Genomic DNA, 25402 nt, shown 5'->3' on the forward strand with positions numbered 1-25402 from the left:
ATCACTAGCAACAATGGCAGCAACCGCAACAACAGATACAACCACAAATACTTTTTCAGATATCATTAAAAACTCGGTGATAGACAACTTTGTCTCCGATATAAGCATCTCGAAAATGCTAATCACCTTAGGCGTGGCCTTTCTGATCGGATACTTTATTTATCTGCTCTATAAACGTGTATTTAGCGGAGTGTTATACTCCAAAAGCTTCAACGTCTCGCTAATGGGCATGACCATGATTACAGCCACTGTCATTATCGCCATCAACTCTAACCTGGTTCTGTCCCTCGGTATGGTCGGCGCATTGTCCATCGTTCGTTTCAGAACGCCGATCAAAGATCCAACTGATCTGATCTTCTTATTCTGGGCAGCAGTCGCAGGGATTGTAACTGGCGCAGGCTTCTTCACTTTGGCTATTGTGGGTTCAATCATCATAGGTCTAATTCTGTTCCTCTTCATAAAACATTCTTCTATCGAAACACCATACTTGCTAGTCATTAACTGTGATAGCGACGAGAGTGAACGTGAAGTCCACAGCCATATCACCAAATCCGTGAAACGCTTCAACGTGAAGCAAAAAACAGTATCTGCAAACAATATCGAATTAACACTAGAGCTTCGTCTGGATGATAAAGTAGGTGGCTTTGTCAACAAAGTTTCCGACCTTAAAGGTGTAAAAAATGCACTTCTGATCAGCTACAGCGGTGACTATGTATCCTAAACATAATAAGATGAAAGGCGGTGCCCCAGATGAAAGCAAGAGGTAAATCTATCCTGCTGAGTCTTTGTTGCCTGCTGCTGGTCATCGCTGTAGCTGGGTGCCAGAACGCAAGTCCATCGGCAACAAACGAAACTGCAACAGATTCTAAGGATAAGGTAGTCTCGAGCGACGAGAAAAATCTAGACGAGCAGGTCTTTCCAAAAGATAAGGTCGTCGATGTCAAAATCACTTTGGACCCGGATGATTTTCAGGATATGCTGGATAATGCCAGCGCGGAAGAATATAAAACCGCATCGGTTGAGTACAACGGCGTTAAATTCGATAACGTTGCCGTGCGGACCAAAGGAAATCTTAGTCTCAGAAGTGTAGTACAGATGACAGACTCTGATCGGTACAGCTTTAAAATTTCTTTTGATGAATATGTGAACCAGAACTTATTTGGCATCACTAAGATCAACCTGAATAACAATTACAGCGATGCTTCTTATATGCGTGAATTTCTGACCTACGAGCTCGCTGAAAGTGTCGGACTTCCGACGCCGAAATATTCCTTCGTCAATGTATACGTCAACGATGAGCTAAAGGGCTTCTACCTCGCGGTAGAACAGATCGGTGATGCTTATCTGGAACGCAATTTCGGCAATACTTATGGTGCACTTTATAAAGGTGTAATGACCGGTCAGGGCAGTGATTTGACTTGGCTTGGCGATGATCCATCCCTCTATACTGGACTAGAAATGAAATCCGATAAGTCCAACGATGATATTCTTGTCGACATGCTGAATGAGCTAAATAACGGCACCGATTATGAAAAATACATCGACGTAGAGGAATCGCTGAAGTATATCGCTCTAAATGCGGTCACGGCAAATATGGACAGTTATTTAGGTGGTAATAAACAAAATTATTACTTATATGAAGACGAAGGCGTCTTCTCGATCCTGCCGTGGGATTATAATATGGCTTTTGGCGGCATGGGCAGCGCAGACGTACTGATTGACGAGCCTACACAAGGCGCGTTGGCTGAACGTCCTCTGATTGCGAAGCTACTTGCTAACGACGAATACAAAGCGAAATATCACGAGATCGTCAGCGAAATGATTAATGGCTATCTAGCGAACGACATGTTCCAAACTCGGGTGGATCAGCTGGATATGATGATTTCCAGCTATGTCAAAGCGGATCCTTCTGCTTTCTACACCTTCGAGCAATATGAAGAAGGGATTAAATCTGTTAAGACCTTCATGTCGAACATGGCTAAAAATATCCAGCAGCAGCTCGACGGAACCATCCCTTCCTCCGGTGACGGATCGGGAAGCGGTATGGGTGGTGGTATGGGTGGTGGCATGGGCGGCGGCGGCTTTGGTGGTGGCGCTAGGAATGGCGCAGCTGCAGGGGCCACTGGTGCTAAACAAGGTACGAACGGCGCGGGTAACGAGCAGACTGGCGCGGGGGCGGATCAGAGCGCGGGCGGTGCTGCACCGAACGCCGAAAGCGGGCAAGCTGCCACGGATGGACAGGCTCCTCAGGGCGGTGCAGGCGGTGAGCCCGGTGTCATGGGCGGACCGGCTATCCCTGATGCCGGCGCGGGTCCCGGCAGTAACACGCAAGCAACAGCTGGCGGGCAAGTTGCTCAAGGTGGTCAAACCAACACCGACGGGCAAGCCGCTCAGGGTGCGCAGACCAACACCGATGGGCAAGCCGCTCAAGGTGGATTCACCGGCGGGCCTGGCGGTGCACCGGGTGCCATGGGTGGACCAGCTATCCCTGAAGGCGGAAATGGCCCTGGCGGTATGGGTGGCGGCATGCCTGGTGGCATGGGTGGTAACTTTGGCGGCGGTGCTGGCGCTATGCAGCAAAAAGGCAGCACGAGTGAAGCCATCACTACTGGGGTCGCGATACTTCTCTTACTGCTGACTGCAGTCTTTGTGACCTTCTATAAGCGGAAACGGCTGTAGACAAGTAAAAGTAATTCACAACAAAAAAAACATAAAAGAAGCTTCAGTCGTTTATCGGCTGGGGCTTCTGTCATGTCCTAAAGATCATATTGCCCAAATCTCCACAAAAAAACTGTGAACAGTCTCAAACTTCACTCGAGACTGTTCACAGTTATAAATTCAAACTTTTTTCTTATCAAGTATCCAACTCAGATCAAGGAATAAAATGCTCCCCTATTACTCTTTCCGCCCGCGCAATATACTTATAGCCGCTATTAAAAAGGCAAGTAAAGATATCCCGACTGCGATGTAGACCATTGGATTGACACTGTTTGATTTTTCCTCATCTTTCATAATAGCATTATGCTCTTCCATGCTCATGGAATCGCTCTTCACATTGGAACCGTGAGAATGTTCATCCCCACCGGAAGCTTGTACAATTGTAGTAATGGAATGCGGATTCTCTGTTCCAGTCTCACCGGACCATTGCACCAAGCTTCCATCGGCATAGTGCTGATAAGCATCCCATGCAATGTCGCCAGCGGCATCAGGGTTCTTGGCCGTAAAGTAGAAGCGTTGGAATTGCCCCTTCTGAATGCCCTCACCATTAGCTATCCAGCTAACCTTATTCCCCTCAATGGTAACATCCCATCCGGGTGTAGCCTCATATTGTTTAAACTCGGCACCTGCTGGAACTCGTAGATCAACTTGTACAGTTGCCACGTCTTTTTCCGAAGGAACCTTTAATGTATAAGTCTCCCATGCCCCCGTGCTAGATTGTGCTGGTGCCACGGTTACGTGCGCGCTAGCCACTGCTGCGAACAATAACAGTGTTGCTGCAGCTGGTGCGAATAACGTCATTATTTTGCGAGATAATCTGTTCATAGTTAGCCTCTTCTCATCAATAATTATATATCTTCGTCCTTAACTTCCTGCTATACATCTTTCGAAAAATCTCGTTTACGCGAAGCAAGCCCTTGCTCCAAGGCATAACGCGTCAGCTGCGTTCGGTTTTGGAGTTGCAGCTTTTGGAGGATGTTCTTCAAATGGTTTTTTACGGTATGCTCCGAAATCCCCAAGCTCACTGCAATCTCCTTGTTTTTTGATCCAGAAGATACACAGCTTAAAATTTCTTTCTCTCTAGCCGTCAACGACTCCCCTTCATCCGTAACAGAGGGTACGGTGAACTCCTTCAAGATTTGAAAAGCCAGCTCCCGACTAAGCGGTGCTTCTTCATTAACAATGGCCTGCAAATATTGAATCCAGGTGGAAGGTGCCAGATTCTTTAGCAAATACCCCTGTGCTCCTTGCTTTAGCGCTTCGAGGAGGTGGGAAATTTCGTCCGATACGGTAACGATAACGATTTTGACATAAGGATATTCCTGCTTGATCCGGCGAGTCGTCTCCAGCCCGTCCATTTCCGGCATCTGAATATCGATTAGGATGAGATCAGGCATCCACTGGGCTGTGAAAGCGATCGCTTCAGCACCACTCTCCACTACTCCAATGACCTCAAAACTATCATCCATGGACAAAATCTCGCACATCGCCTCACGTGCATGTGCATGGTCATCTACAACTAAAACCCGGTATCGGCTCATGGACTGACTTCCCCTTTCGTAATTTCAACCTGGGTGCCTGTGTCACCAGAAGTCAGCCTAAGCTTCCAGCCCATCCCCTCGACACGTTCCTTCATGATCTGAAGTCCGTAGCTGCCACTCACTTCAAATGGATCATACTGAAATCCTTCTCCATTGTCTGTAACAACTACCCTCCAATTCTTCTCATCGCCATCGCCAGTAATTGAAACCAGTCCAGCTCGTGTATGCTTACGAACATTAATGATCGCTTCGCGAATACAGGATAACAATTCTGATTTTTCCGAAGGGGAGAGCGCATCATCTTGCAGGCTCCAATCGAGAGAGGCTTCGATCATAATCTCGTTCGCCATCTGGGCTAGCTGATCTTTTACCGACTGTTCCAATGAAAAAGAACTCTGCTCTGAGACCGGAATCTTCAGATTGGCAATGGCCTGCCGCACATAACGGTTCACCTCATGGACCGTCTTTTTGATCTGATCCACATTTTCCTCACTGACCTCACCATTCTTGCGGCTTGCTTCTAGCCGGTCGATTTTGACAGATAAGAGAAATAAAGATTGCGCCATTCCATCATGCAGTTCTTTGGCAAGTCCTTCCCGAGCCTTCATTGCATCTTTAAGCGCACGTTCCTGCTCCAGCTCCCGCTGATTCCGCTCCATAAGAGAGAACAAAGGGACGAGCAACACAAGACTGACTAAAAACACCAGGACTGGCGTCAAATAGTTCCCCAAATCCATAGAAATATAAGGCATTAGAAACTGGTGACGCACAATCTCCCAGATCCCCACCATTAGCGTTGGCAATAACAGGATCATATACTTTATTTGTTTATACGTTGCCGTCCCCTCCTGCACATCTTATGCTTAACAATATCACCGTCTCATCTAAGCGACATGACTCGATCGGGCTATATAGACCCATTAATGTTACAAATTTAAGTATTTTAAAAGGTGATTGCTGACATTTATAATATCATAAGCAGGCTTTCTTATATTGTAGCAAAAAAAAGATACATCTCACGATGCACCCAATCATTTCTACTTTTACTGCGAAATCCTACCTAAAGTGGTGAAGTATAACGTCCATATTGGATATCCATTTCTTTAAACGAATCTCCCTCCTTTTTCAGAAAAAACGTATTTACTCCCTCTGAGCCCCACCAATTCAGGCCGAGTAATGGGCCCTCTGAGGTATCAGCAGCAAAAAGGATGGAGAACATTTCAGGCATAACCTCTCCGCCATCATCCACCCGCCAGACCGAATATTCATCTCCTTGAATCACCGCTGGATAGTCCATGAAGGTAAATTCATCTTTTTCTTTCCAAACGAGACTAAATAACATATCCTGATCCAGCCTTACGAATTGAACGAGATACAGCTGCCGATCTGTAGATAAGTCTGCCAGCTTCCATATTTTCTGAATTTCACGTTTTTTCGTATCTACAATACGCTGTCGAACACTTTCCTCCACAGTAGATAAAGCTTCTTGACCCTCTAGAGATTCAATATGCAAAAGCGCATCAACCTTAAAGTCTGTTTGATCCGTCAAATAGTAGGTTTCATCCGGGGTCGCACTTGCTTCTTCCACCGTAAAAAGATAACCCGCCAGATTTACAAAATTATGTGCCATCTCCCGGCCATTGCTGTTCTCTGTTCCATCCTGCCATTTATTAAATTTAACCTTTAACACATTCCCCTGATCACCAATAGCCCCATTTAATTGTGCCATCTCCTGATCAAGCCCTTTGTCATGCCCAGTGACTAGAATATTCCGCCCCTCTGCATCCGCAAAGCCAAAATTCGTCTTCAGCTTCTCAGTATCTAGATATGCTTCAGTCTTCTGCTTGCTTGGAGTTGGTAATGGCTCTGCGCTTGGAGGAAGCGTTGGTGAAGGCAGTACAGTTTCCGCACTTTTTTCCGGTGTAGACTCAACATGATCGCCATCACTGGTCAAAGAGTTGTTGCTGGAACAACCCACCAACATAAGAACAATAAAGAAACTTGCCATAAGCTTATTCATTCTTTTTCCTCCAAACGAAGTTAGAATATTCCCATGCTCAGGTAACGTTCCCCCGCATCAGGTGCAATACATAGCACTCGCTTGCCGGCCCCGAGGCGCCGTGCTTCCTGCAATGCTGTCCATACTGCGGCTCCACCTGATGGGCCAAGCAGAATTCCTTCCTGTGCTGCCAGCATTCTCACGGTATTCAGTGCATCTTCATCCGAAACTTGAACAATTTCATCGTAGACCTTTGTATTCAGAATGGCGGGTATAAAGCCCGGACTGGTTCCAACCAGCTTATGCGGTCCAGGCTTTCCACCGGATAATACTGGTGAGCCCTGCGGCTCAACAACTAGAATACGAATATCTGGAAGCTGCTCACGCAACACTTCCCCAGTTCCAGTTATCGTACCACCTGTTCCCGAAGAAGCAACGAACACGTCCAGCTTCCCTTCCATTTGCTCCATAATTTCAAGAGCTGTCGTAGTACGGTGAATGTCAGGGTTCGCTTTGTTCTCAAATTGCTGTGGAATAAAGCTGTTTGCCACTTCTTTCCCCAGCTCGATTGCTTTTGTTATAGCTCCCGGCATCCGCTCCGCTGCAGGAGTCAGAACAACTTCAGCGCCATAAGCCTTTAGAATGTTGATTCGTTCCTTCGTCATATTGTCAGGCATGACAAGAATCGCTTTATAGCCTTTTGCAGCGGCATTCATAGCCAATCCAATGCCTGTATTTCCGCTTGTCGGCTCTATAATGGTCCCTCCGGGCTTCAGCAGCCCGGCTAGTTCTGCTTGCAGGATCAGATTATAAGCTGCTCTATCCTTTACACTGCCACTGGGATTGAAGCGTTCCAGCTTTACATATAGTTCTGCATCTTGGGGGGTGGTCAACCGATTTAGTCGCACAACCGGTGTATTCCCAATCAGCTCAGTTATATTGTTAACAACTAGTGGTGTCATATATAGCGCCTCCTTCATTACTTTACATACCCTTCATTGTAACTTGAGTGGCACCTCCTGTCGATTCTGGAGCTTGCAAGCTCCCTAAGTTAAAAAGCCGCCTCCCAAATTTATGGGTAGGCGGCTTCATTATAACTGACTACTGATCTACAATTTACGGATTTACGTTAATGGTAAAAGTAGATGTATTATTCTTAATATTTGTTACCGTGTTCGTAATCTTCAGATTGTTAAAGGTTGCTGAGCCTCTGGCTGGACCTTGACCAGCCTCAGCAGCTTCATTCACCCAGATACCCACTCCGGATTTACTATCAAAAGCATCGCCGCTCTTTTGCGCACCGGTAATTGTAACATTATTAAAGATGGTATCTGTTACAGGGAATTGTGGAGTGGAACCTACATAGTTGGTCTGGAACATGATGCCATGATAGGTCGGATCAATGATATCCACATCATTGACTCGGATACCTTGAAAGACCTTGGAGGCCGAGAATACCCAGATCGCCGGGAAAGTCTGCGCGCCCCAGAAATGCCCACCTGCACGAACAATAGAAATATTCTCAAAATTCGTAGTCGGTGAAGCTCCGAAGCCATTCATCGGATATCCAAAGTCTAAAGAGCTGATTGTAATCCCGGAGTAGCAAAGTGTATCCGCAATATAAATATTACGGAAGGTATTTGCGTATCCACCATAGACAGCTACACCAGCAGCACGCCAAGTCAAGATTGAAGTGAGGTTCTCATAGATGTTATCCTTCATATCTGCACCACCAGAATCAATCGCCGAGAACAATGCAAAGCTATCATCACCTGTTGCCCGTGCTTCAATATTAGACACCAGGTTATTCGTGCTTCCATTAGTCATATTGATGCCGTCAGCGAAGGTGTTACGGATACGGGAGTTTTTAATCACCATGTTATCGGTATTGGCTCCCCAGTACATACAGACCTGATGTTCAGTCCAGATGTTGTCGATCGTAATGTTCGCCACATTGGAGAAATCAAATACTTTACCAGGACCGTCGATACGAGAAGTATAGTTTCCGAAATAAGCGAAATTCGCAAAGGTAGATCCATTCGCAGTATCACTGGCTCGGAATCCGACATCGGTATTCTCTTGGTTAGTTGGAGCAATGAACCTTGTATACCAAGGACCCGCACCGATAACCTTCACTGCCTTGCCGTAGACCTGAAACTTGTTAGAGGTCTGATAGTTTCCTGGTGGCAAATATACACCTACGAGATTTCCTGTGGTGTCCATCCGCACTTTATCAAGCGCATTTTGAACATCCTGATGCGTAAAGCCTGCAGGAACAGTGTATTTAGCCGGATCTGGATTAGCAATCGGTGAAACCTGCTCCAGACTGATGAAGTCGATGGCGTATTGAGAAGTGTTAGCGGTGTCCTTTTGTAAACGGATCGTACTTCCTGCCGGAATGGTACTATCAAACATAATGTTAGCTTCATCATAAATATGCCGTGGAGAACCTGCGCTTGGCGAATTTCCAGGACTTGTCTCAGAACCGTACAACCATGCATATTTAGAGGTTAAGTTAATAGCTTTGCTAAAGACACCATTAACATAAATGTTAAGCGTAGCATTTGTGCCGTCACCACTCGCTGAATCTGGAATCGAGAAACGAGTAACCAGAGTGTTCGTGCTGGCTTTTGTCGTGAATTCAACATAGCTACCTGTGGTGTTCAGAGTGACTGCTCTTCTGCCTGAAGCCTCACCTGCAGGATCGCCGATGGTCCGGTTGGCTGAAAGCTTCACGGCCCCACCGCCAATAACTCCATCCTCAGCCTCATACATGTCGTAAGGCATGTTCGCACCTCGACCGATGAACAGTGACTGCGTCTGAATATTATTAGCCCGTTTTACAGGCAGCTCATTAGCATCTACTGCAATTTCACTCTTCACAGTATATTTGCCATTTCCTGCAGTCCAATTACCAAGAGCTACAGGCGCTGTGGTCACCCCACTTGCGATCACGCCGTTATAGGAGCCTGTTAGAGTCTTAACCACCGCATTCGTAGTAGCATCTAAAACCGTCAGAGTTATGTTATGCGCACCACTCGCGGAAGCTGCTGTACCTTGATTCTTAATGGCAACTGAGAAGCTTACAGTGTTGCCGCCTGCTGGATTGCCAGGTGTCCAACTGACGGAGGAAGCAACCAGATCAGAACTGGACACTGGAGCAATAATAAGGGAAGCCGGACTCGTAAAACTATTATTCCCTTCATTTGATTCAATTACTGTATTATTCTCATCGACCTTTGCACTTAATGAGTAGGTTGCTGCATCTTTTGCGCCCAGGTTAAGAGATACGCTCGTTGATGCGCCAGCAGCTAGAGTACCTACTGGACTAGTACCTACAAGGGTAGTGCCCAAATAAAAATTCACATTAGTTGCAGCAGATGCTAGAGATCCTATATTCTTAACTGTTGCATTAAGTGTAATGGCATCCGTCTCAATTGGAGAGGTTGGAGTCCATGTAAGAGCAGTCACCGTCAAATCTGGATTCGAAGATGGTGTACCAATTACCTGAAATTCAGCAATTTGACCAGCACTTGAACCAGAGTTGGTAGTGATCTTTAGCTGCAATTCACTAGCCGTAGCCGTGACCGGAATCGTCACTGTATTACCGGTTGCCGGATTAAAGGTATACACGGTCGCAGGTACAAGACTCGTAAAAGCCGTTGTATTCTGATTATGCCCAAGCACTTGAATGGTCTGAGTACGTGTGGACCACGCCGATGCAGGATTCAGCTTGAGAACAACCGATGTAACATCAGCATTACTGCCCAAATTAACAGTTAATGTGTTCGGATAACTTCCCCCTGCCCCCTCCCAATAAGTAGTTACATCACCGTCATTCGCATTCGTCTGCACAAAGGTAAAGACTGAGGACGACGCAGTTATACTTTTGTTCAAAGCCAAATTTGAACCCGTCCCAGGTGTTGGGGTTACTGTTGGGGTTACCGTTGGTGTCGGTGTTACTGTCGGTGTTGGGGTTGGTGTCGGCGTTGCCGTTGGTGTTGGGGTTACTGTCGGTGTTGGCGTTGGTGTCGGTGTGGCCGTTGGCGTTGGCGTTGCCGTTGGTGATGGTGTTGCTGTCGGTGCTGAAGATGGAGTAAGGATCAGGTTGTCCAGATTCACGTTTCCAGTATCACCTGCATCATATTTATAAGTAATCGTATTAGCACCAGCACTCAAGGCTAGCGTTTCAACCTTTGTGGACCATGTATTCCAGTTGGCCAGATTTAAAAGAGAAGATTGCTTTAATTTCGTCCCATTTACATAAATACTTACCGTTTTTGTGCTGCCTGAAGCATTTGCATATTTTAATGCGGCATCATAGTTTCCAGCAGAGGCAACATTAACACTAAAGGCAGTCGTTGCTCCTTGTGTCAAATAGCCATCTACAAATCCGGTTCCGGTATAACCGGTATGATCTGTATTGACTTTTGCTCCACCGGATAAAGCAGCATTCTCCGCTTCATATCCTGTTGTTGGAAGTGTCGTTGTGCTGCCATAAATCTCAAATTCCGATAACTGTGCTGCTGGCCATCCTGTATTTGCCGTGAAATTCAATTTAACATATCTAGCACTCGCAGCTGTAAAATTAATGGTCACAGTATTAGATCCGCTTGCTGGATTAAAGGTGTAATTGGCAGAGGCTGCTAAATTAGTGTAAGTAGAATCATCAGAGCTTCCCTCCACCGACAACGTTTGGGTTCTTGTTTCCCAGTTCGTCGGCAGTTTTAGAACAACCTGATTGACACTGCTTACGTCGCCTAAGTCCACTTTGATCCATTGCGGGAATGCGTTACTTACACTCTCCCAATACGTTCCTTGATTGCTGTCATTGGCATTAGTTGCTACATAAACATCGCCAAATGAGCTTGAAGTAATGCTTTTACCTTGGGCTAAATTCCCCGCAGCTAAACTCACCGAGGGGTACAACGCTAATTGACCTACAAACAATATTACAATCAAAAAATACATTACTGCCGACTTACCCGTAATTTTTTTAGAAGCTGCTATCATTAGAGAACCACCTCCCAAAGTTTTGTGAAGCTATGCAGCCAATAAGAATACGCTTTCAAAATAGTATTGTTATAGACATTCGCCTCCTAAAATGGACCTGATAGTTTTCAACGAGACTTAACAATCGTTTTATTATTAGCTGCCTGTCCTCCCGTATCCTTGACTCTGACTTCAATAAGTCACTGATCTATACCCAGAGGTTGACCACAAACTAACTAATAATGGTAATAATATAAGTTATAGGAAGGTGGACGTCGATGGCAATTTCTATGCTTAGTATGTGGGATATTACGTTCAACCAAATAAAAAAAGAAAGCTCCAGAGAGCACTGGGATTCCCCCTCAACTCTCCGAAGCTCGCCTTATACATTAAATCTAGCTACCAGCCCCTGTAGTCCATGAGCCATTAAGTTTAATTCACTTGCAGAGGAAGCAATTTGTTCCACCGAAGCCCTTTGCTCTTGTGAGGCTGCCGACACATGTTGTGTACTCGCTGCAGTCGTTTCTGCAATTGTCGTAACACTTCGAAGCGATTCCACAATCTCTTCCGTAGCCGCTGTGATCTCTTCCACAGCTCCGGATACTTCCTGAACCTGCTCGGCTAGTGAATCTATAGATAACCGAATCTCACCAAAGGAACGTCCAGCCTGCTGAATAATCTCCGTGCCTCCCCTTACTTCACTCATACTACTCATCATAACTTTCATCGCATTATCTGCTTCACTTTGAATCCCGCTCGCCATTTCCGCAATTTGATTAGCGGATTCTGCGGATTGCTCTGCCAGCTTACGAACCTGGTCGGCAACTACAGCGAAGCCTCTCCCTTGCTCACCCGCGCGGGCTGCCTCAATAGTCGCATTTAACGCTAGCATATTCGTTTGCGAAGCGATCCCTTTTATAACTCCTACAACACCGCCAATTTCCTGTGATCGATTCACAAAGCCTTGGACTTGCTGTGACAAAGAATGTATAGATCGATTAATGGATTCCATCTGCTGACCAGCCGCCAGAAGTGATTCATCTCCGGCAATAGCAAACGACGCAGAACGATGCGAGGCTTCAGAAATATCCTGAACACTGGAGGCAATTTGACCGATTCCTATCGATATTTCTGAGAATGATATTGTATTGGTCTGTAGATCATTCATCTGTTTAGCAGTTCCCGAAGCTACTTCACCCATAATATCCGATATTCGTTCTGTCGCACCTGCTGTCACTCCACTATCCGAGGTAAGATTTGTAGAGGAATTCGCGAGACTATTCGCCGATAACTTCACTTGTTCAATCATCGAGCCCAAATTTTCTGTCATTTTATTAAAATTAAACGCCAGTTCACCAATCTCATCTTTTGACCGGACGTTTAGCTTGCGAGTAAGATCGGCATCTCCATCTGCAATCTCCTTCAGCTGTGTGTTCACATCATGAAGTGGTTTAATAATTCGTCCAGATATTAATAGTGCAAGAATTAGGGCAAGAACAACCGATAATCCGGTCACACCAAAGCTAGTAATCATAGCGTTATTACGATGGGCTTCTGCTTGACTCTGCCCATTCTGTATTTCCTCCATGAGCATGCTCTGGAATACAATCTGAGATTCAATCATTGCATCTAAAGATAAATTGGTAAACTTCTTCTGCGCTTCCGGGAAGTTCCCGTCCTTAGCTAAGGCGAAGGCTTCCTTCAAAACGATCAAATAATCATTCCATTTCCCCTTCAGCTCCGTTACACCCTTTAGTTCTTCTTCACTTAATCTAACACTCTCCAGCTCCTTGATGGCATTCTCAATCAATGGGAGCGTCTCTTCGTACTTAGAAAGATATGATTTTCGCTCAGCATCTGTGTTGCTCATCACATAACGAGCCCCGAGCTCATCTGCCGTACGAATTTTATCCGTTAATCCCTGAACAAGCGACAGCTTGTTCCAGTTGCGATTGACCTGATCCGTCAGCATCGTAGCCTTTCCCTGAAACCATGTGTTTCCTGCTATAGCCACTAGAAAAACTACAATCACAGCAGTAAATCCCAATACAATTTTCCCACGGATATTTCTGAACATCGTTGTTCCTCATCTCTATATGTATAGTAGGTCCCGATTTGGTACTTTTATCCTACTATCGTTCCCTTAAGCTTCTCTGAAATTGAACTGAATGTTCGCTTAAAAAAACAAAAAGACCTCTACGTCCGGCCCAAGGCTGGAACTAATGGTCTTTAGAGATCTTTTTATTCGTATAAATTTCCGTTTGCCAGCTCCGCCAGCTTCCCTTCATCCAGTACGCTTAAACGTCCACGATTTCTTGCAATAATTCCTTCATCAATAAAACGACGCACGATCCGGTTAAGATGCCGATAACTTGTACCTAGCAACTCTGCTGTCTCTATAAGGCTTGAGGTCCGAATCTCCTCCACACGTCGGTCACCGTTTTTATCGGCGAATAAAGACATCAAATAGCTGGCAAATCGATTCTCGACCGGATACAACAGGTTAAGTGCGGAGGCTTGACCGAGCGTATGCAATTTGTGACTAAGTTCCCCTACGAGAAAACGTAACAAAGCTGTATTTTCCTCAAGCTCTCTCAGCAGTAATCTTCTCCCGGCAAAAAGAATCAAGCTCTCACCCACAGACTCCACTTGATTCTTGACAGGAAAGCGATGAAGCAGCTCCACATCCCCAATCACTGATATCGGATTTGTAAACCGCACCAGCATAGATTTGCCGTTCGGCAGCAGTGTCTGAATTTTGAGCTTGCCCTCAACCAATATGAACATCCCATCCAACTGATCGCCAACCAAACACAGCTTCTCTTCATCCGTATAACGTCTCAATTCCATTTTATACGTGACTAGCGGGCTAAAAATTCCGTCCAGACCGTTCTTCACTGCCAAGGCACGGACAGCTTCACGGTCATTTATCGTTTGCATGTGGTGCCCCCTCTATTGTTTACTCAAATAAGTGTAATTTAGAATAACCCACAAAAAAAGGACATATGTCCTTTTTAATAATATAAGAAAGTATAAGTTTCACACAATACTATATTTCTTATATTTCTCGCTTAACCGCTTACCGACCTTATAAGGAAGCCGAAGGCGTTTATGCTTGTAAGGATATCCCAAAACATCTTACATCACAACAGAGTCCACACTATATCGGATCATATTCACTTTCTGATCTTGTAACCAAAATTCTAAATTCCGATGATTGATTTTATCCACATACCCGATAATATCAGCCCCTTGTTCCCCTCTTTTATAATAAGAAGAGCCATAAGCTTCAATCACATCATCTGTAGAAGACCCCACGTGAATACCTCTGGCAGTACTTATCTTCAGATCGGAATAGACGCTAATTAGAATGATTTTATCGTCACCACGCGCTGTGGCTACTGTTGTTTCGTTGTCCAAATGATAATATTGATACCGTTCAATATCGTCACGTGGTTTAGGTGCCTGGATGAGCGATTCGAGACTCTGAAGCAGCTGGATGTCTCCCAGACGTTCCTGCTCTAAATTGCTGCTGGATACACGAGAGTAATGACTTTGTCTTGGGGCATTGTATAAATAAATATGATAGATCCCATAACTTAAACCTACCGTAATAAAAATGATGATAAATAACCAGCCGTTACTAAATGGCTTTTTTCTCACTTTCCTCACACCTTCTTCTAACCTTTACTGTGCAAAATACTTCTCGAGCTCACGCTGCGCCTGATATTCCGGGAAATTAAAGGACTGCCACTTCCGCTCTCGCTGAGCACCGTCCCACCATTTGTTTTTCAAAAATTGATCTAGCATCCCGTCTTCCTTACGACTGAACTTAATCAGAGAGGGGATGACTTCCGGTGACAGACCAACCAAATAATCTGCATCCAGCTTACCACTCACCTCATAACGCTCCATATTCTTATTAGCTATAATGACATCCATACCTATATAGTTCATAACAACATAAGAGGTCAGACCTAGCACAATATAACATTTAGCCAACGGCAAACGGGGCACTACAATCCGTACAGCTGCAAGAATCAACAGCAAACCCATAAGTATCATAAATGCATGAACTAGGAAACGAATCGTAGTATATCCATACGCCTCTTCATATAGGGTTAGTCTAGTATAGGCAGAATACAACATGACAGTTGAACAGCCAACTAAGATATACAGCATAATATTAATGACTTTTTGGAGCAGTCCGCCCCTCTTTCCTTCTGATCCCAATGCCAGCATTAGAATCACGAAATTAATCGCGGTCACCATAATTAACTCGAAGAATCCACTACGTGCGTAATCAGCATAGGAACTACCTTCTGGTAACATCCCTTCCCAAGCTCCAAACAAGTAAGAAAATTGGACGATTACGAATAGAACATATACCGTGTTAATAGCTATAAGAATTGTCGTCATAATTACTGGATCAACCTTAAAGGTCACAGGCGCCTGCACAGGTCCATACTCCCTTGGTTGCACATTCCAGTCATAGACCTTCGAATCTACAAAGCCCCATACTAAGCCGAACAATCCCATGCCTATCAGGAGTACCCATAACGTCCGCACAATAATTTCACCAAATGAAATTCGATCCAGCATATTTGGCAGCCATATTAGCACATGATGAAACACACCATCGGCCGAGGCCAGCAGGGTAATCACAACAAGCAGTATCGGTAAAGAGATCGCAAGTCCTGTAAACACTTTCCCCAGCACTTGCTTGTGTCCATCCTTCACCTTACTATCACTGCTACTTTTGACGTCCTTGAACACAGTACCCCAGTGGCGAAAGTTCTGGGGAAGCAAATGCTCTAGTGTATCCCAAAGTATTCTGAATTGACTCCAAGAGGGGCGTTTATCACTTAGCAAATAAGTCATATGTAATAAAATCAGCACAGGGATTACTAATAGGTTCAACCCAAAGTAGAAAAGATTATGAAACAACACATAGGTCATCGAGAGTAGAAAAATCGCTCCAAACCAGAAATAACTGAGTTTGGTCAGTTTGCGCATTTTAGCCTTAGCGTAATAAAGCATATACACATAAAACAGACAAACGAAGATAGGATAAGAAACACCTGGCAACTTTCCGTAGAACAACAACTGATGAACAATCGCCAGTAAGAAGGCAACAATTAAAGCGGCAAGTGATCGATTAAGCTTAAGCTCCGTTTCATCGGTCATGGTAAACACCCCCATATTCTTACTTTCTTATCCTTATTCTAAGTGATAAAATAAGAAAAAAAAGAGAAAGAATTTTTTAATAATTTCCTATTTTCTGAAAGGGACTTAAACCATGAAGCTGCATAGCCAATATTTAAAGCTGCACTCACAGTTTGGGGGAGTCACAGAAATCTCAGTTACGATGGATGAGCTAGCCTTGACCTTCGGATGTACACACCGCAATGCCATGCATATTGTGAATAAAATGATGCAGCTGGAATGGGTCCAATGGACGCCGAAGCGCGGACGTGGAAGTCGTTCCTTATTACAGTTCCTTGTCCCTTCCGAAGAAATTGCGCTTCAATCCATGATGCAGGCTATCAGCCGTAAAGATGTTCACAAAGCTATTGATGGCATCAAAACCCATGCCAGCTCTTCCTCGCTGCAGGATACTTTACAAGGCTGGCTGCTGACCTATTTTGGTCATCATTCCGAAATCCGTAGTGACAAACAGATTGATACCCTGCGGCTTCCCATCACCCAGCAGCTACATACCTTCGACCCGCTTCATATGAATCTATTGGCAGAGTCTTTTGTTTCCAGTCATGTCTTCGACGGATTAGTGAGACGCAGCGGGGAACGGGATAAGATTGTGCCTAGTCTAGCTCATGCCTGGGAAGTGGATGAGAGCCGTACGATTTGGACTTTTTTTCTTCGCAAAGAAGTGCTGTTCCATCATGGAAAAGTACTGACGGCAAAAGATGTAGTCTATTCCTTGGGACGGCTGATACAAACCTCAAAGCGGACACTCTATAGCTATATTTTCAAAGAAATCCAGCAAGTTACCGCACTAAACCCATCCACCGTTCAAATTACACTTAAACAGCCCAATGAGCTATTCCTCCCTTTCTTGTGTACGAGTAGAGCGGCAATTGTTCCGCGTGATTTAGAAGGAATGGACGAACCTAGCTTTGGCCGCAGACCTGTGGGGACAGGACCATTTAAGGTTGTGGACATGAATGAGGACACTTGTGTGCTGGAGGTTTTTCCTTATTATTTTCTAGGAAGAGCTCATTTAGATCGAGTCGAAATAATGTATGTTCCGTGGGATACTGCGTCCGATTCCTCAGATACTGGCTCGGCTTTTCATGTGATTCAGAATCCTTCATCCAACAATTCTTCTTCTTGGAGTCGGATTCATTCAGAGTCCTACATCCGTAAATTTGTTACCTGCAACACACAAAAAAAAGGACCGCTTAGCGACCCCCTTATTCGGGCAAAGATCGTATCCTGTTTAAAAGAAGAGTCAGCGTCTGTAACGCTTAAGTCGATGGAAGACTATGAGGTCACCTTGCAAATAACCACCATTCCGCAATATGCTAACGATGCTGAATGTATTGCTGCTAAACTAGAGCGTCAAGGTTATCCGTGTACAGTTGTTTCCGTGTCTCCAGAGGAGTTCAAGGGCCCGATTCGACTGGAGGCCGACCTGATTGTTTTTTCATTATTTCGTGACGAGGATGAACAGCTTCGTTTATTTGATCTATATCTCACGCTTTCCCAGCATATAGAACCGCATACTCGTGCGGATATTGAAGGCTGGCTCTATACCATTGCACGAGAACCTAACCCTGAGGCTAGATCCGAGAGCTTTAGTATGATCGAGAACCGTCTTCTTGAGGAACATCATCTGCACATCTTGTATGAAAAACCCACCCAAACTGCTTATCTCCCCTCGGTTCGAGGAGTTAGCTTCAATAGTCAGGGCTGGGTTGATCTTCGTCATTTGTGGTTCCCGCCGCTGCTTTCCAGCGACAGCACTTCATGATATAAGCAATGTCCAGTCGATTCCCGAATCATCGGAGCCCTTTTCCAATCAAATTGGCAGAAACTGGATCCTTCCCGATTTCCCTTGCCCAAACGGACAACTGTCCGACATGATGAATTTCATGAGCGATCACATGGCGCATCACTTCACCCCAAGTATCCGTCACGATCCGGCCATCCGCCAGGTGATCCTCAAAAATATTCCGCTCCAAACCCGCATGCCAAGAAAGTACAAAGGGCTCTACATCGGGCCGGAATTTCGCATCTAGTTCTCTTACCTGCTGCAAAGACTTGTAATGTTCGAAATCCTCCTGAAAATCCGGTTTACCTTGCAACACTTGAATCCAGCTCCACTCTACATCAACAATATGAAACAGAGTCTTCAATATGCTGCCTACACCACCAGTACGTGCCCCAAGTAGCTCTTCTTCAGAAATACTCTCACACCACTCGTACCATTGTTCACGAACTATCCAGTTATATTGAAAGAATGTTTGCAGATCAAGGCCTCCTTTTAATGGGAACTTAGATGTTTCCGGTACCCTTCCACCTTCTCATCTCTATACCCTAACGATTCATAAAAAATATGCGCTTCCTTACGCTTCTCTCCAGAGACTAAAATGATATAAAAGCAGTCTCTCTCGTGAGCCATTTCTTCAATGGCAAGCATTAGTTTTTTACCCACACCTTGACGACGGGCCCGCGATGAAACTACTACATTCTCAATTACCATAAACGGTTTGCAATCTCCTACCAGGTCATGACAGACAATCCCCATCAAAGACCCCATCAACTCCCCGTCCACAAAAGCGCCCAACAATATGTACCGACGATCTGCCTTAATTACTTTAAATACTTCTTCTAGTTTATTAAGATCCGATGGTTGATCCATCAGCTCCTGATATAAATCACCAAGTTCATGGAGAGACTCCAATTCTATTTCTTTAATAACGACCATAAATGTTCAACCTGCTTTCTTTAATTTAAGAATCTTTCTCCACATGCTCCACTATTTACGAACCTTCAGTTCAAATTCATCCTTCTGCCCATCCCACTCTACAACAACCTTAATAATCGAGTCCTCGTGTTCAAACGCCCCGCTTCCACCTCTTTCGGACTTCAGCTCACTTTTTCTTACTCCCTCGACATCTTCTAAGGTTTTACTTCCTCCACCTGATGTTCCCTTGAAGCTATATTTAAATGAATTAATCTTATCAAGATCCGTTTGCTCACCTTTATATTTAAGCTCAAATGTAGATTGCTGCGAGGTTTCATAATCTGGTCTCTCACCCTTTTTATCGATGAACTTCTCTGTTGCCTTTTGAACATACTCAGCCGACCATACTTTTCCTTCACCTGTAAATGTGTAATTGTGTTTATAGGTAGTTGTATTGCAGGCAGCAAGAAGAACTATGATTATTCCAGACAGCATCAGTGCGGATAGCTTCTTAATCATTATAGATCCCTCCCGATTCTGATAAAAAGCGAATAGTAACTGTTGTCCCCTTACCTTCAGAGCTATTATAATAAATTTCCCCACCATATTTTTCTACAATATTAAAGCAAATCATTAACCCTAAACCGGTTCCATTACTTTTTAATGAATAAAAAGGCGTGCCCAGCGACTTAACCTCAGCCTCGGACATCCCACTTCCTTCATCGGTGATCATGATCTCGATAAAATTATTATTTCTATTTGCTATGACTGAGACGGATTTCCCTACATCTGAGGCTTCCAGCGCATTTTTTATAATATTAATGAGTAACTGCTTAAACTCAATTTTATTAATGGAAATAAAACAATCTTCCTCTACCTTTATATCGATTTGGTTATCAGATAGCATGGCATAGGAATGAAGCAGACCCGTTACACTTTGAAGGACATCCTTCACATCCACTTTCTCTAGTCTTTGATCTCCATTTGGTTTGGATAGGGTTAGAAATTGAGAGATAATCTGTTCTACTGTGTTTAATTCATCAATCATTAAGTTGAACTTACTTTTTTTAGAATCATCAAATGAATCGTCCTCTTTGAACAATTGCAAAAAACCTCTAACCACGGTTATAGGATTTCGTATTTCATGTGCAACAGCAGCTGTTAATTGTCCTACCATCTTTAACCGCTCGGATTGCTGTAATTGTTCATAATACAGTTGCTGCTTTTTCATCCGTTTAAATGATAAATGGAAAATGAAAAACAATAGTGCTTGAACAGCTATTATATTTATAATGTTGCCTAAAATGTCATGATGTAAATAAGTATATAATTCACCTTTATCAATAAAGATGACATAACTAAAAGTAATTACCATCAATATCCCATTTATAATAAAGGAAAAGTAGAACAATTTTAAATCAAAAAATAGAATAGAAAGTGCAGGAATAAGGCAAATCAAAATATAGGTGGTCCAAGTTTGAGGATATAAAAAGAAAAGCGTATAGAAGTAAGCAAATCCAAAAAGAATGATGATCTTTCTAAAGGTATATGTCTCATACTTAGGATAGATCCATAAACTAATGGATAGAATCATCACGCACAAAAATTGTACAATGTATCCAAAATTAATCCCTTTCAACTCTGTTGTAGACAGTATTAATCCAGATATCATAAGGGTAATGTTTAATAACATTACAATGTAATAGATTTTTCGATTCACCTGACTGTAAAACTCTTTCATGAATTCACCACTTCTATATTAATTTAACCCTTTTTTGGATACTACCCTCTCTAGAGGCAAAATTTAAGGGCACCCACTTGGATGCCCTTTCTACATCTCATACATTATTGTAATTATATCAGCCACTTTACTAAAATGGGAATAAATACTTTTAGCCCTAATTATGATACGCCTCTCAGTTATGTGTCAATCTATAAAAAAATAGACTGCTCTCTCACTAAGCAGAGCAGTCCATTTATAGTATCGCTTTTATTCCATATCCTTATCAATATCCTTAGGGATCCGGCGGGCTACATCCGTTGCAATAGCTGCATGGATCACTGCCAGACGCACTAACTCTACCACTTTTTCGTTAAAAATACTCGGGATTACGTATTGCTCATTAACTTCATCCGGATGAACGACTGAAGCAATCGCTTTTGCCGCGGCTAGCTTCATTTCAAGATTCACTGTTTTTGCTCTGCAATCCAGTGCGCCACGGAAAATACCCGGAAAACACAGCACATTGTTGATCTGATTCGGATAGTCACTTCTACCTGTCGCTAATACGCGAACAAAAGGCTCGGCTAATTCTGGCTCAATCTCCGGTGTCGGATTAGCCATCGCAAACACAATGTTATCGCTGGCCATACTCTTGAGATGATCAACAGATAGAATCCCACCACGTGACACCCCAATAAAGACATCTGCTCCCTGCATAACCTCCGTCAGTCCACCTTCGATACCTTCCGGGTTAGTTGCATCTGCAAGCTTCCGCCATTCCTGATTATCATACTGAAGATCTTTTCTAAGAACACCTTCACGATCTACCGCGTAGATTTTGCGAGCTCCTGCCGCCAGAAGCATATTACAGATGGACACACCAGCCGCACCTATACCCACAACGACTATTCGAACATCTTCGATAGATTTATTTACTACTTTAAGCGCATTCAAAAGACCTGCCAAAACTACAACAGATGTACCGTGCTGATCATCATGAAATACCGGAATATCCAGCTCTTCAGCAAGCCGACGTTCAATTTCAAAACAGCGCGGAGAACTGATATCTTCTAAGTTGATTCCCCCAAATCCAGGAGATACTGCTTTTACGATATTAATGATTTCATCAGAATCTTTAGTATTTAAGCATAGTGGAAAAGCATCGATGTTCGCTAATTGCTTAAACAGCATAGCCTTACCTTCCATAACAGGCATAGCCGCTTCCGGTCCAATATCCCCTAGTCCAAGCACAGCCGTTCCGTCTGTAACGACGGCTACTGTATTCCGCTTCATCGTCAAAGAATAGGCTTTGTTCGGATCTTCGGCAATCGCCGTACACACTCGGGCAACTCCCGGTGTATACACCAGCGATAAATCCTCCCGATTTTTGATAGGCATTTTAGGTGTGATTTCAATTTTTCCGCCAAGATGAGCTAGAAAAGTTCGATCTGATACATTAATTACTTTGACTCCTGGCATCTTCGATAGTATAGACATCATTTCTCCATTCGAGGCATCTTGCACGTTTATTGTTATATCTCGAGTTGTTACATCCTTACCTGCACGAATCACGTCAATAGCAACGATATCTCCACCTGCAGTGGCAATTCCTGAAGCAACATCACCAAAAGAAGCAACCGATTTCCGAATTTCGAGCCTGACAATCATCGTTGTTGCAATAGCCATGAATTAGCCTCTCTTTCTTCAACCCTAAGATTTCAAATACACTATACTATACCATTTAAACAAACTTTCTTCCTATTGAATAGATCACCTTAGTATTTTTCTTAAGATAGTATTCCCTTCGGCACCCGGACCAAATACATCAGGGATTGTAGCGACGGGCACAAAGCCGTTTTTACCGTAAAAAGCAATCACATCATAATCTTCTGCATAGGTCAGCATAAGTAAACAGTAAGCTCCCCTGCTCTTAACAACTTCTTCTACATGCTGTAGTAAAATACCTCCTATTCCTTTTCTGCGATGATCTTTACATACTCCAATATCTAGGACTTCGGCTCTTGCTCCAAGCGCGGGAATGCCAATCGGTGCCTCCTCATGCAGAACGGCAACAATACCAAAAGCATCGTCTTGTTCATTCTCATGATAGGCATAAAACAACGCCCCCCGCTGAAAATGTGATTGTATGCGACGTCTCAGCCACTGCTCATGGTTAGGATTGTTTCTATCCAGATGGATATGTTCAACCTCAGCTAAGAGTTCCAAATACGGTTCGATCTCATGTTCACGAATTAACTTTATAATAGACATTTCAACAATTCTCCCTTAAAAACAAGTTGTATACCAGCAGTCTGAACTTAACACGTCCACTGTACAAATAACATGGATAGTTCGATTATAATGTTACAATACACAACCAAAGAGTCCTACACTACGTCTAACTTGCGTTATATCATAGACAATGACGAGTTGACTGATCAGAATAAATATTATATACATGTCTTACCTATAACGTAGTTGAAGGAGCTTACACTTATGACAGAATCATTTCAAGCATTAGTTGTCGACAAAACAGAATCATTATTCTCCGTCGCTGTTAAGCCGGTTGCCTTAGAAGAACTACCCGCAGGAGAAGTTGTAATTAAGGTTGCATACTCCAGTGTGAATTATAAAGATGGATTAGCCAGTATCCCTAACGGAAAAATTGTAAGATCATACCCTTTTATTCCAGGCATCGACTTATCCGGTACTGTGGTGTCTTCTACAGACGAGCGGTTTCATGAAGGACAACAAGTTATCGCTACAGGGTATGGTATGGGTGTATCTCACTTTGGAGGATATAGCGAATATACACGAATTCCTGCCGCTTGGATCACCCCACTTCCGGAAGGACTTACACTAAGAGAAGCTATGATTTATGGTACAGCTGGACTAACTGCAGCCTTGTCCATTCAAGCTCTGGAAGACAATGACTTAGCACCAGACAAAGGCAAAGTACTCGTAACGGGAGCGACCGGTGGTGTGGGTGGATCGGCTATCGCTATGCTAAGCACAAAAGGCTATAGCGTAGTGGCCAGCACAGGTAATACAGAAGCTAACGAATATTTGAAAACTCTTGGCGCGGAAGAAGTCATTTCACGCGAAGAGGTTACGGGCGGATCTAGCAAACCATTAGAAAAGCAACTATGGCAAGGTGCTGTAGATTCCGTTGGCGGAAACTCACTTGCGTCGATTTTGAGTAAAATCTCCTACAGAGGTTCTGTTGCTGCAAGCGGCCTGACCGGTGGCACTTCTGTTCCAACTACCGTCCTTCCCTTTATTCTTCGGGGGGTTAACCTGCTCGGTATTGATTCCGTAGAGTGTCCTGCTGAGCTACGCGAAAAGGTGTGGACACGGATGGCGACTGATTTGAAGCCTGCACAGCTTGAGAACCTTGTAGATCGTGAAGTAACCTTGAATGAACTGCCACAAGCATTGGAAGATATTCTGCAAGGAAACACACGAGGCAGAGTGCTTGTCCGTTTATCTTAAGCCCTAACAAGAAAACCTCCCGGGAGATTTAATCTCAGGAGGTTTTTTGTTGTTACTCTTGATTATTTGAATATTGATAATTCGGCTGTTGTTGTACATAAGGCTGTTGGCGATAGTGCTGTTCATAGCCTTGAGTGTAGTATCCTTGCATTGGGTAAGGCTGATAATTAAATGCTTGCGTCGCTGGAGGCATTTGTGAAGATATAGGAATGGGCTGAGCTTGTATATGAGCATATGGCTGCATGTTTGGATGCATGTTAGGTTTCATATTTGCATGCATATTCATATTAGGAGCCATATTCGGGGCCATATTATTGACTCCCTTTACTTTATCTTCCTCACAGCAGTCGGCAGGTGGGCCGATAAAGGTGCCAGGTTTAATAGGAGCTAACGCTTCCTTTACCAATGCTTCATTCAAACAGTAAGTATGGGCCAATACATTTGCCGGAGTTTTGCTCAAAATATCCGAGCCTAAGATAACCTCAGGAATAGGTGCGTCAAAAATGGCAAGCAGATGTGTATTATCGACAGTAGCTACTTCATAATGCCACCAGCCTTGCGGCACATTCGCCACTTGACCTGGACATATTGGGAAATGAAGAAGTTCATTTGTAAACGGATTGAGTATAGACACTACTGCTGAACCGCAGATACAATAGACAAGCTCTGCCGCATTTTGATGATAATGAGGCTCCACCACATTCGATTTGCTAAGAAAAATATCAAGGAGTGAGGTATTCTCCAGTGTGTTCAACTGCTTAACCGACAGTAAATTAATGTAGTTGTTGGCATCCTTTTTAAAGAGAGTATTAGTGTTCACATCAAAAGTAAATTGTGTATTAGGGGACGTATAATCCATGTATGAAGTCACTGTTTATTCCTACCCTTCTGTTCCCGTAAATTTTTGATTTCCTAGAACAACATATGCGTTTGCCTATGCCTAGGTGCCGGAGATTCACTGACTCCAATAAAAATTCATCTTTCTCTGTCAATCGGGGCATCCTTTA

General features: G+C 43.9%; 20 protein-coding genes and 1 pseudogene. 4 read left to right on the plus strand and 17 right to left on the minus strand.

Annotated features, from left to right (window positions below; genetic code table 11):
• Nucleotides 1-13: 13 nt before the first annotated feature.
• Together NSQ29_RS15625 and NSQ29_RS15630 are read left to right on the plus strand one after the other, a co-directional pair.
• On the plus strand, nucleotides 14-721 hold the full coding sequence (locus tag NSQ29_RS15625; RefSeq protein ID WP_341126774.1) for a DUF4956 domain-containing protein: 708 nt from the start codon (nucleotides 14-16) through the stop codon (nucleotides 719-721).
• A 29-nt stretch (nucleotides 722-750) separates the two neighbouring features.
• The gene (locus NSQ29_RS15630) at nucleotides 751-2679 is read left to right on the plus strand and encodes a CotH kinase family protein (protein WP_341125519.1); all 1929 of its coding nucleotides are present in this window, start codon (nucleotides 751-753) and stop codon (nucleotides 2677-2679) included.
• Between the two features lie 216 nt (nucleotides 2680-2895).
• On the opposite strand, the gene NSQ29_RS15635 is transcribed toward NSQ29_RS15630, so the two are convergent.
• The 10 genes from NSQ29_RS15635 to NSQ29_RS15680 all read right to left on the minus strand — a co-directional run bounded on the left by NSQ29_RS15635 (nucleotide 2896) and on the right by NSQ29_RS15680 (nucleotide 16437).
• The gene (locus NSQ29_RS15635) at nucleotides 2896-3543 is read right to left on the minus strand and encodes a DUF1775 domain-containing protein (RefSeq protein ID WP_341125520.1); all 648 of its coding nucleotides are present in this window, start codon (nucleotides 3541-3543) and stop codon (nucleotides 2896-2898) included.
• 50 nt (nucleotides 3544-3593) lie between these two features.
• On the minus strand, nucleotides 3594-4259 hold the full coding sequence (locus tag NSQ29_RS15640) for a response regulator (protein ID WP_042187189.1): 666 nt from the start codon (nucleotides 4257-4259) through the stop codon (nucleotides 3594-3596).
• A complete protein-coding gene (locus tag NSQ29_RS15645) occupies nucleotides 4256-5074 on the minus strand; it encodes a sensor histidine kinase (RefSeq protein ID WP_341125521.1) in 819 nt (272 codons plus the stop codon). The genes NSQ29_RS15640 and NSQ29_RS15645 overlap by 4 nt, the downstream gene beginning before the upstream one ends.
• Nucleotides 5075-5319: 245 nt before the next feature.
• Nucleotides 5320-6279: a hypothetical protein gene (locus NSQ29_RS15650; RefSeq protein ID WP_341125522.1), complete on the minus strand. Its 960-nt coding sequence runs from the start codon at nucleotides 6277-6279 to the stop codon at nucleotides 5320-5322.
• A gap of 20 nt (nucleotides 6280-6299) precedes the next feature.
• A complete protein-coding gene (cysK, locus tag NSQ29_RS15655; RefSeq protein ID WP_339270495.1) occupies nucleotides 6300-7220 on the minus strand; it encodes a cysteine synthase A in 921 nt (306 codons plus the stop codon).
• Nucleotides 7221-7374: 154 nt separating this feature from the next.
• Entirely contained in the window at nucleotides 7375-11271 is a 3897-nt protein-coding gene (locus NSQ29_RS15660) for a discoidin domain-containing protein (protein WP_341125523.1), read from the minus strand.
• Nucleotides 11272-11632: 361 nt separating this feature from the next.
• The gene (locus NSQ29_RS15665) at nucleotides 11633-13327 is read right to left on the minus strand and encodes a methyl-accepting chemotaxis protein (protein WP_341125524.1); all 1695 of its coding nucleotides are present in this window, start codon (nucleotides 13325-13327) and stop codon (nucleotides 11633-11635) included.
• A gap of 164 nt (nucleotides 13328-13491) precedes the next feature.
• Nucleotides 13492-14190 carry a Crp/Fnr family transcriptional regulator gene (locus tag NSQ29_RS15670; protein ID WP_341060467.1) on the minus strand — a complete coding sequence of 233 codons (699 nt, stop codon included), beginning with the start codon at nucleotides 14188-14190 and terminating at the stop codon, nucleotides 13492-13494.
• 198 nt (nucleotides 14191-14388) lie between these two features.
• Nucleotides 14389-14913 carry a hypothetical protein gene (locus tag NSQ29_RS15675; protein WP_341125525.1) on the minus strand — a complete coding sequence of 175 codons (525 nt, stop codon included), beginning with the start codon at nucleotides 14911-14913 and terminating at the stop codon, nucleotides 14389-14391.
• A gap of 24 nt (nucleotides 14914-14937) precedes the next feature.
• Entirely contained in the window at nucleotides 14938-16437 is a 1500-nt protein-coding gene (locus NSQ29_RS15680; protein ID WP_341125526.1) for a DUF4153 domain-containing protein, read from the minus strand.
• Nucleotides 16438-16549: 112 nt separating this feature from the next.
• Between NSQ29_RS15680 and NSQ29_RS15685 the strand changes: the two genes are divergently transcribed.
• The gene (locus NSQ29_RS15685) at nucleotides 16550-18244 is read left to right on the plus strand and encodes an ABC transporter substrate-binding protein (protein ID WP_341125527.1); all 1695 of its coding nucleotides are present in this window, start codon (nucleotides 16550-16552) and stop codon (nucleotides 18242-18244) included.
• Nucleotides 18245-18272: 28 nt separating this feature from the next.
• On the opposite strand, the gene NSQ29_RS15690 is transcribed toward NSQ29_RS15685, so the two are convergent.
• The 6 genes from NSQ29_RS15690 to NSQ29_RS15715 form a co-directional block, all read right to left on the minus strand.
• Nucleotides 18273-18743 carry a DinB family protein gene (locus NSQ29_RS15690; protein WP_341126775.1) on the minus strand — a complete coding sequence of 157 codons (471 nt, stop codon included), beginning with the start codon at nucleotides 18741-18743 and terminating at the stop codon, nucleotides 18273-18275.
• 14 nt (nucleotides 18744-18757) lie between these two features.
• Entirely contained in the window at nucleotides 18758-19201 is a 444-nt protein-coding gene (locus NSQ29_RS15695; RefSeq protein ID WP_042187171.1) for a GNAT family N-acetyltransferase, read from the minus strand.
• A gap of 51 nt (nucleotides 19202-19252) precedes the next feature.
• Entirely contained in the window at nucleotides 19253-19699 is a 447-nt protein-coding gene (locus tag NSQ29_RS15700) for a hypothetical protein (protein WP_339270481.1), read from the minus strand.
• Nucleotides 19692-20774 carry a HAMP domain-containing sensor histidine kinase gene (locus NSQ29_RS15705; protein ID WP_341126776.1) on the minus strand — a complete coding sequence of 361 codons (1083 nt, stop codon included), beginning with the start codon at nucleotides 20772-20774 and terminating at the stop codon, nucleotides 19692-19694. Before NSQ29_RS15705 ends, NSQ29_RS15700 begins: the two co-directional genes overlap by 8 nt.
• 396 nt (nucleotides 20775-21170) lie before the next feature.
• A complete protein-coding gene (locus NSQ29_RS15710) occupies nucleotides 21171-22589 on the minus strand; it encodes an NAD-dependent malic enzyme (protein ID WP_076298432.1) in 1419 nt (472 codons plus the stop codon).
• An 84-nt stretch (nucleotides 22590-22673) separates the two neighbouring features.
• Nucleotides 22674-23174, minus strand: a complete 501-nt coding sequence (locus NSQ29_RS15715; protein ID WP_076283019.1) for a GNAT family N-acetyltransferase — start codon at nucleotides 23172-23174, stop codon at nucleotides 22674-22676.
• A gap of 225 nt (nucleotides 23175-23399) precedes the next feature.
• Here NSQ29_RS15715 and NSQ29_RS15720 point away from each other — a divergent pair, with 225 nt between their 5' ends.
• Nucleotides 23400-24395, plus strand: a complete 996-nt coding sequence (locus tag NSQ29_RS15720; RefSeq protein ID WP_341125528.1) for an acrylyl-CoA reductase family protein — start codon at nucleotides 23400-23402, stop codon at nucleotides 24393-24395.
• A gap of 283 nt (nucleotides 24396-24678) precedes the next feature.
• On the opposite strand, the pseudogene NSQ29_RS15725 reads toward NSQ29_RS15720, so the two are convergent.
• Nucleotides 24679-25266: pseudogene (locus NSQ29_RS15725) on the minus strand (cupin domain-containing protein); the annotation flags it as partial.
• Nucleotides 25267-25402 lie beyond the last annotated feature (136 nt).

It is taken from the genome of Paenibacillus sp. FSL F4-0236, from assembly GCF_038000135.1.
Lineage (GTDB): Bacteria > Bacillota > Bacilli > Paenibacillales > Paenibacillaceae > Paenibacillus_AQ.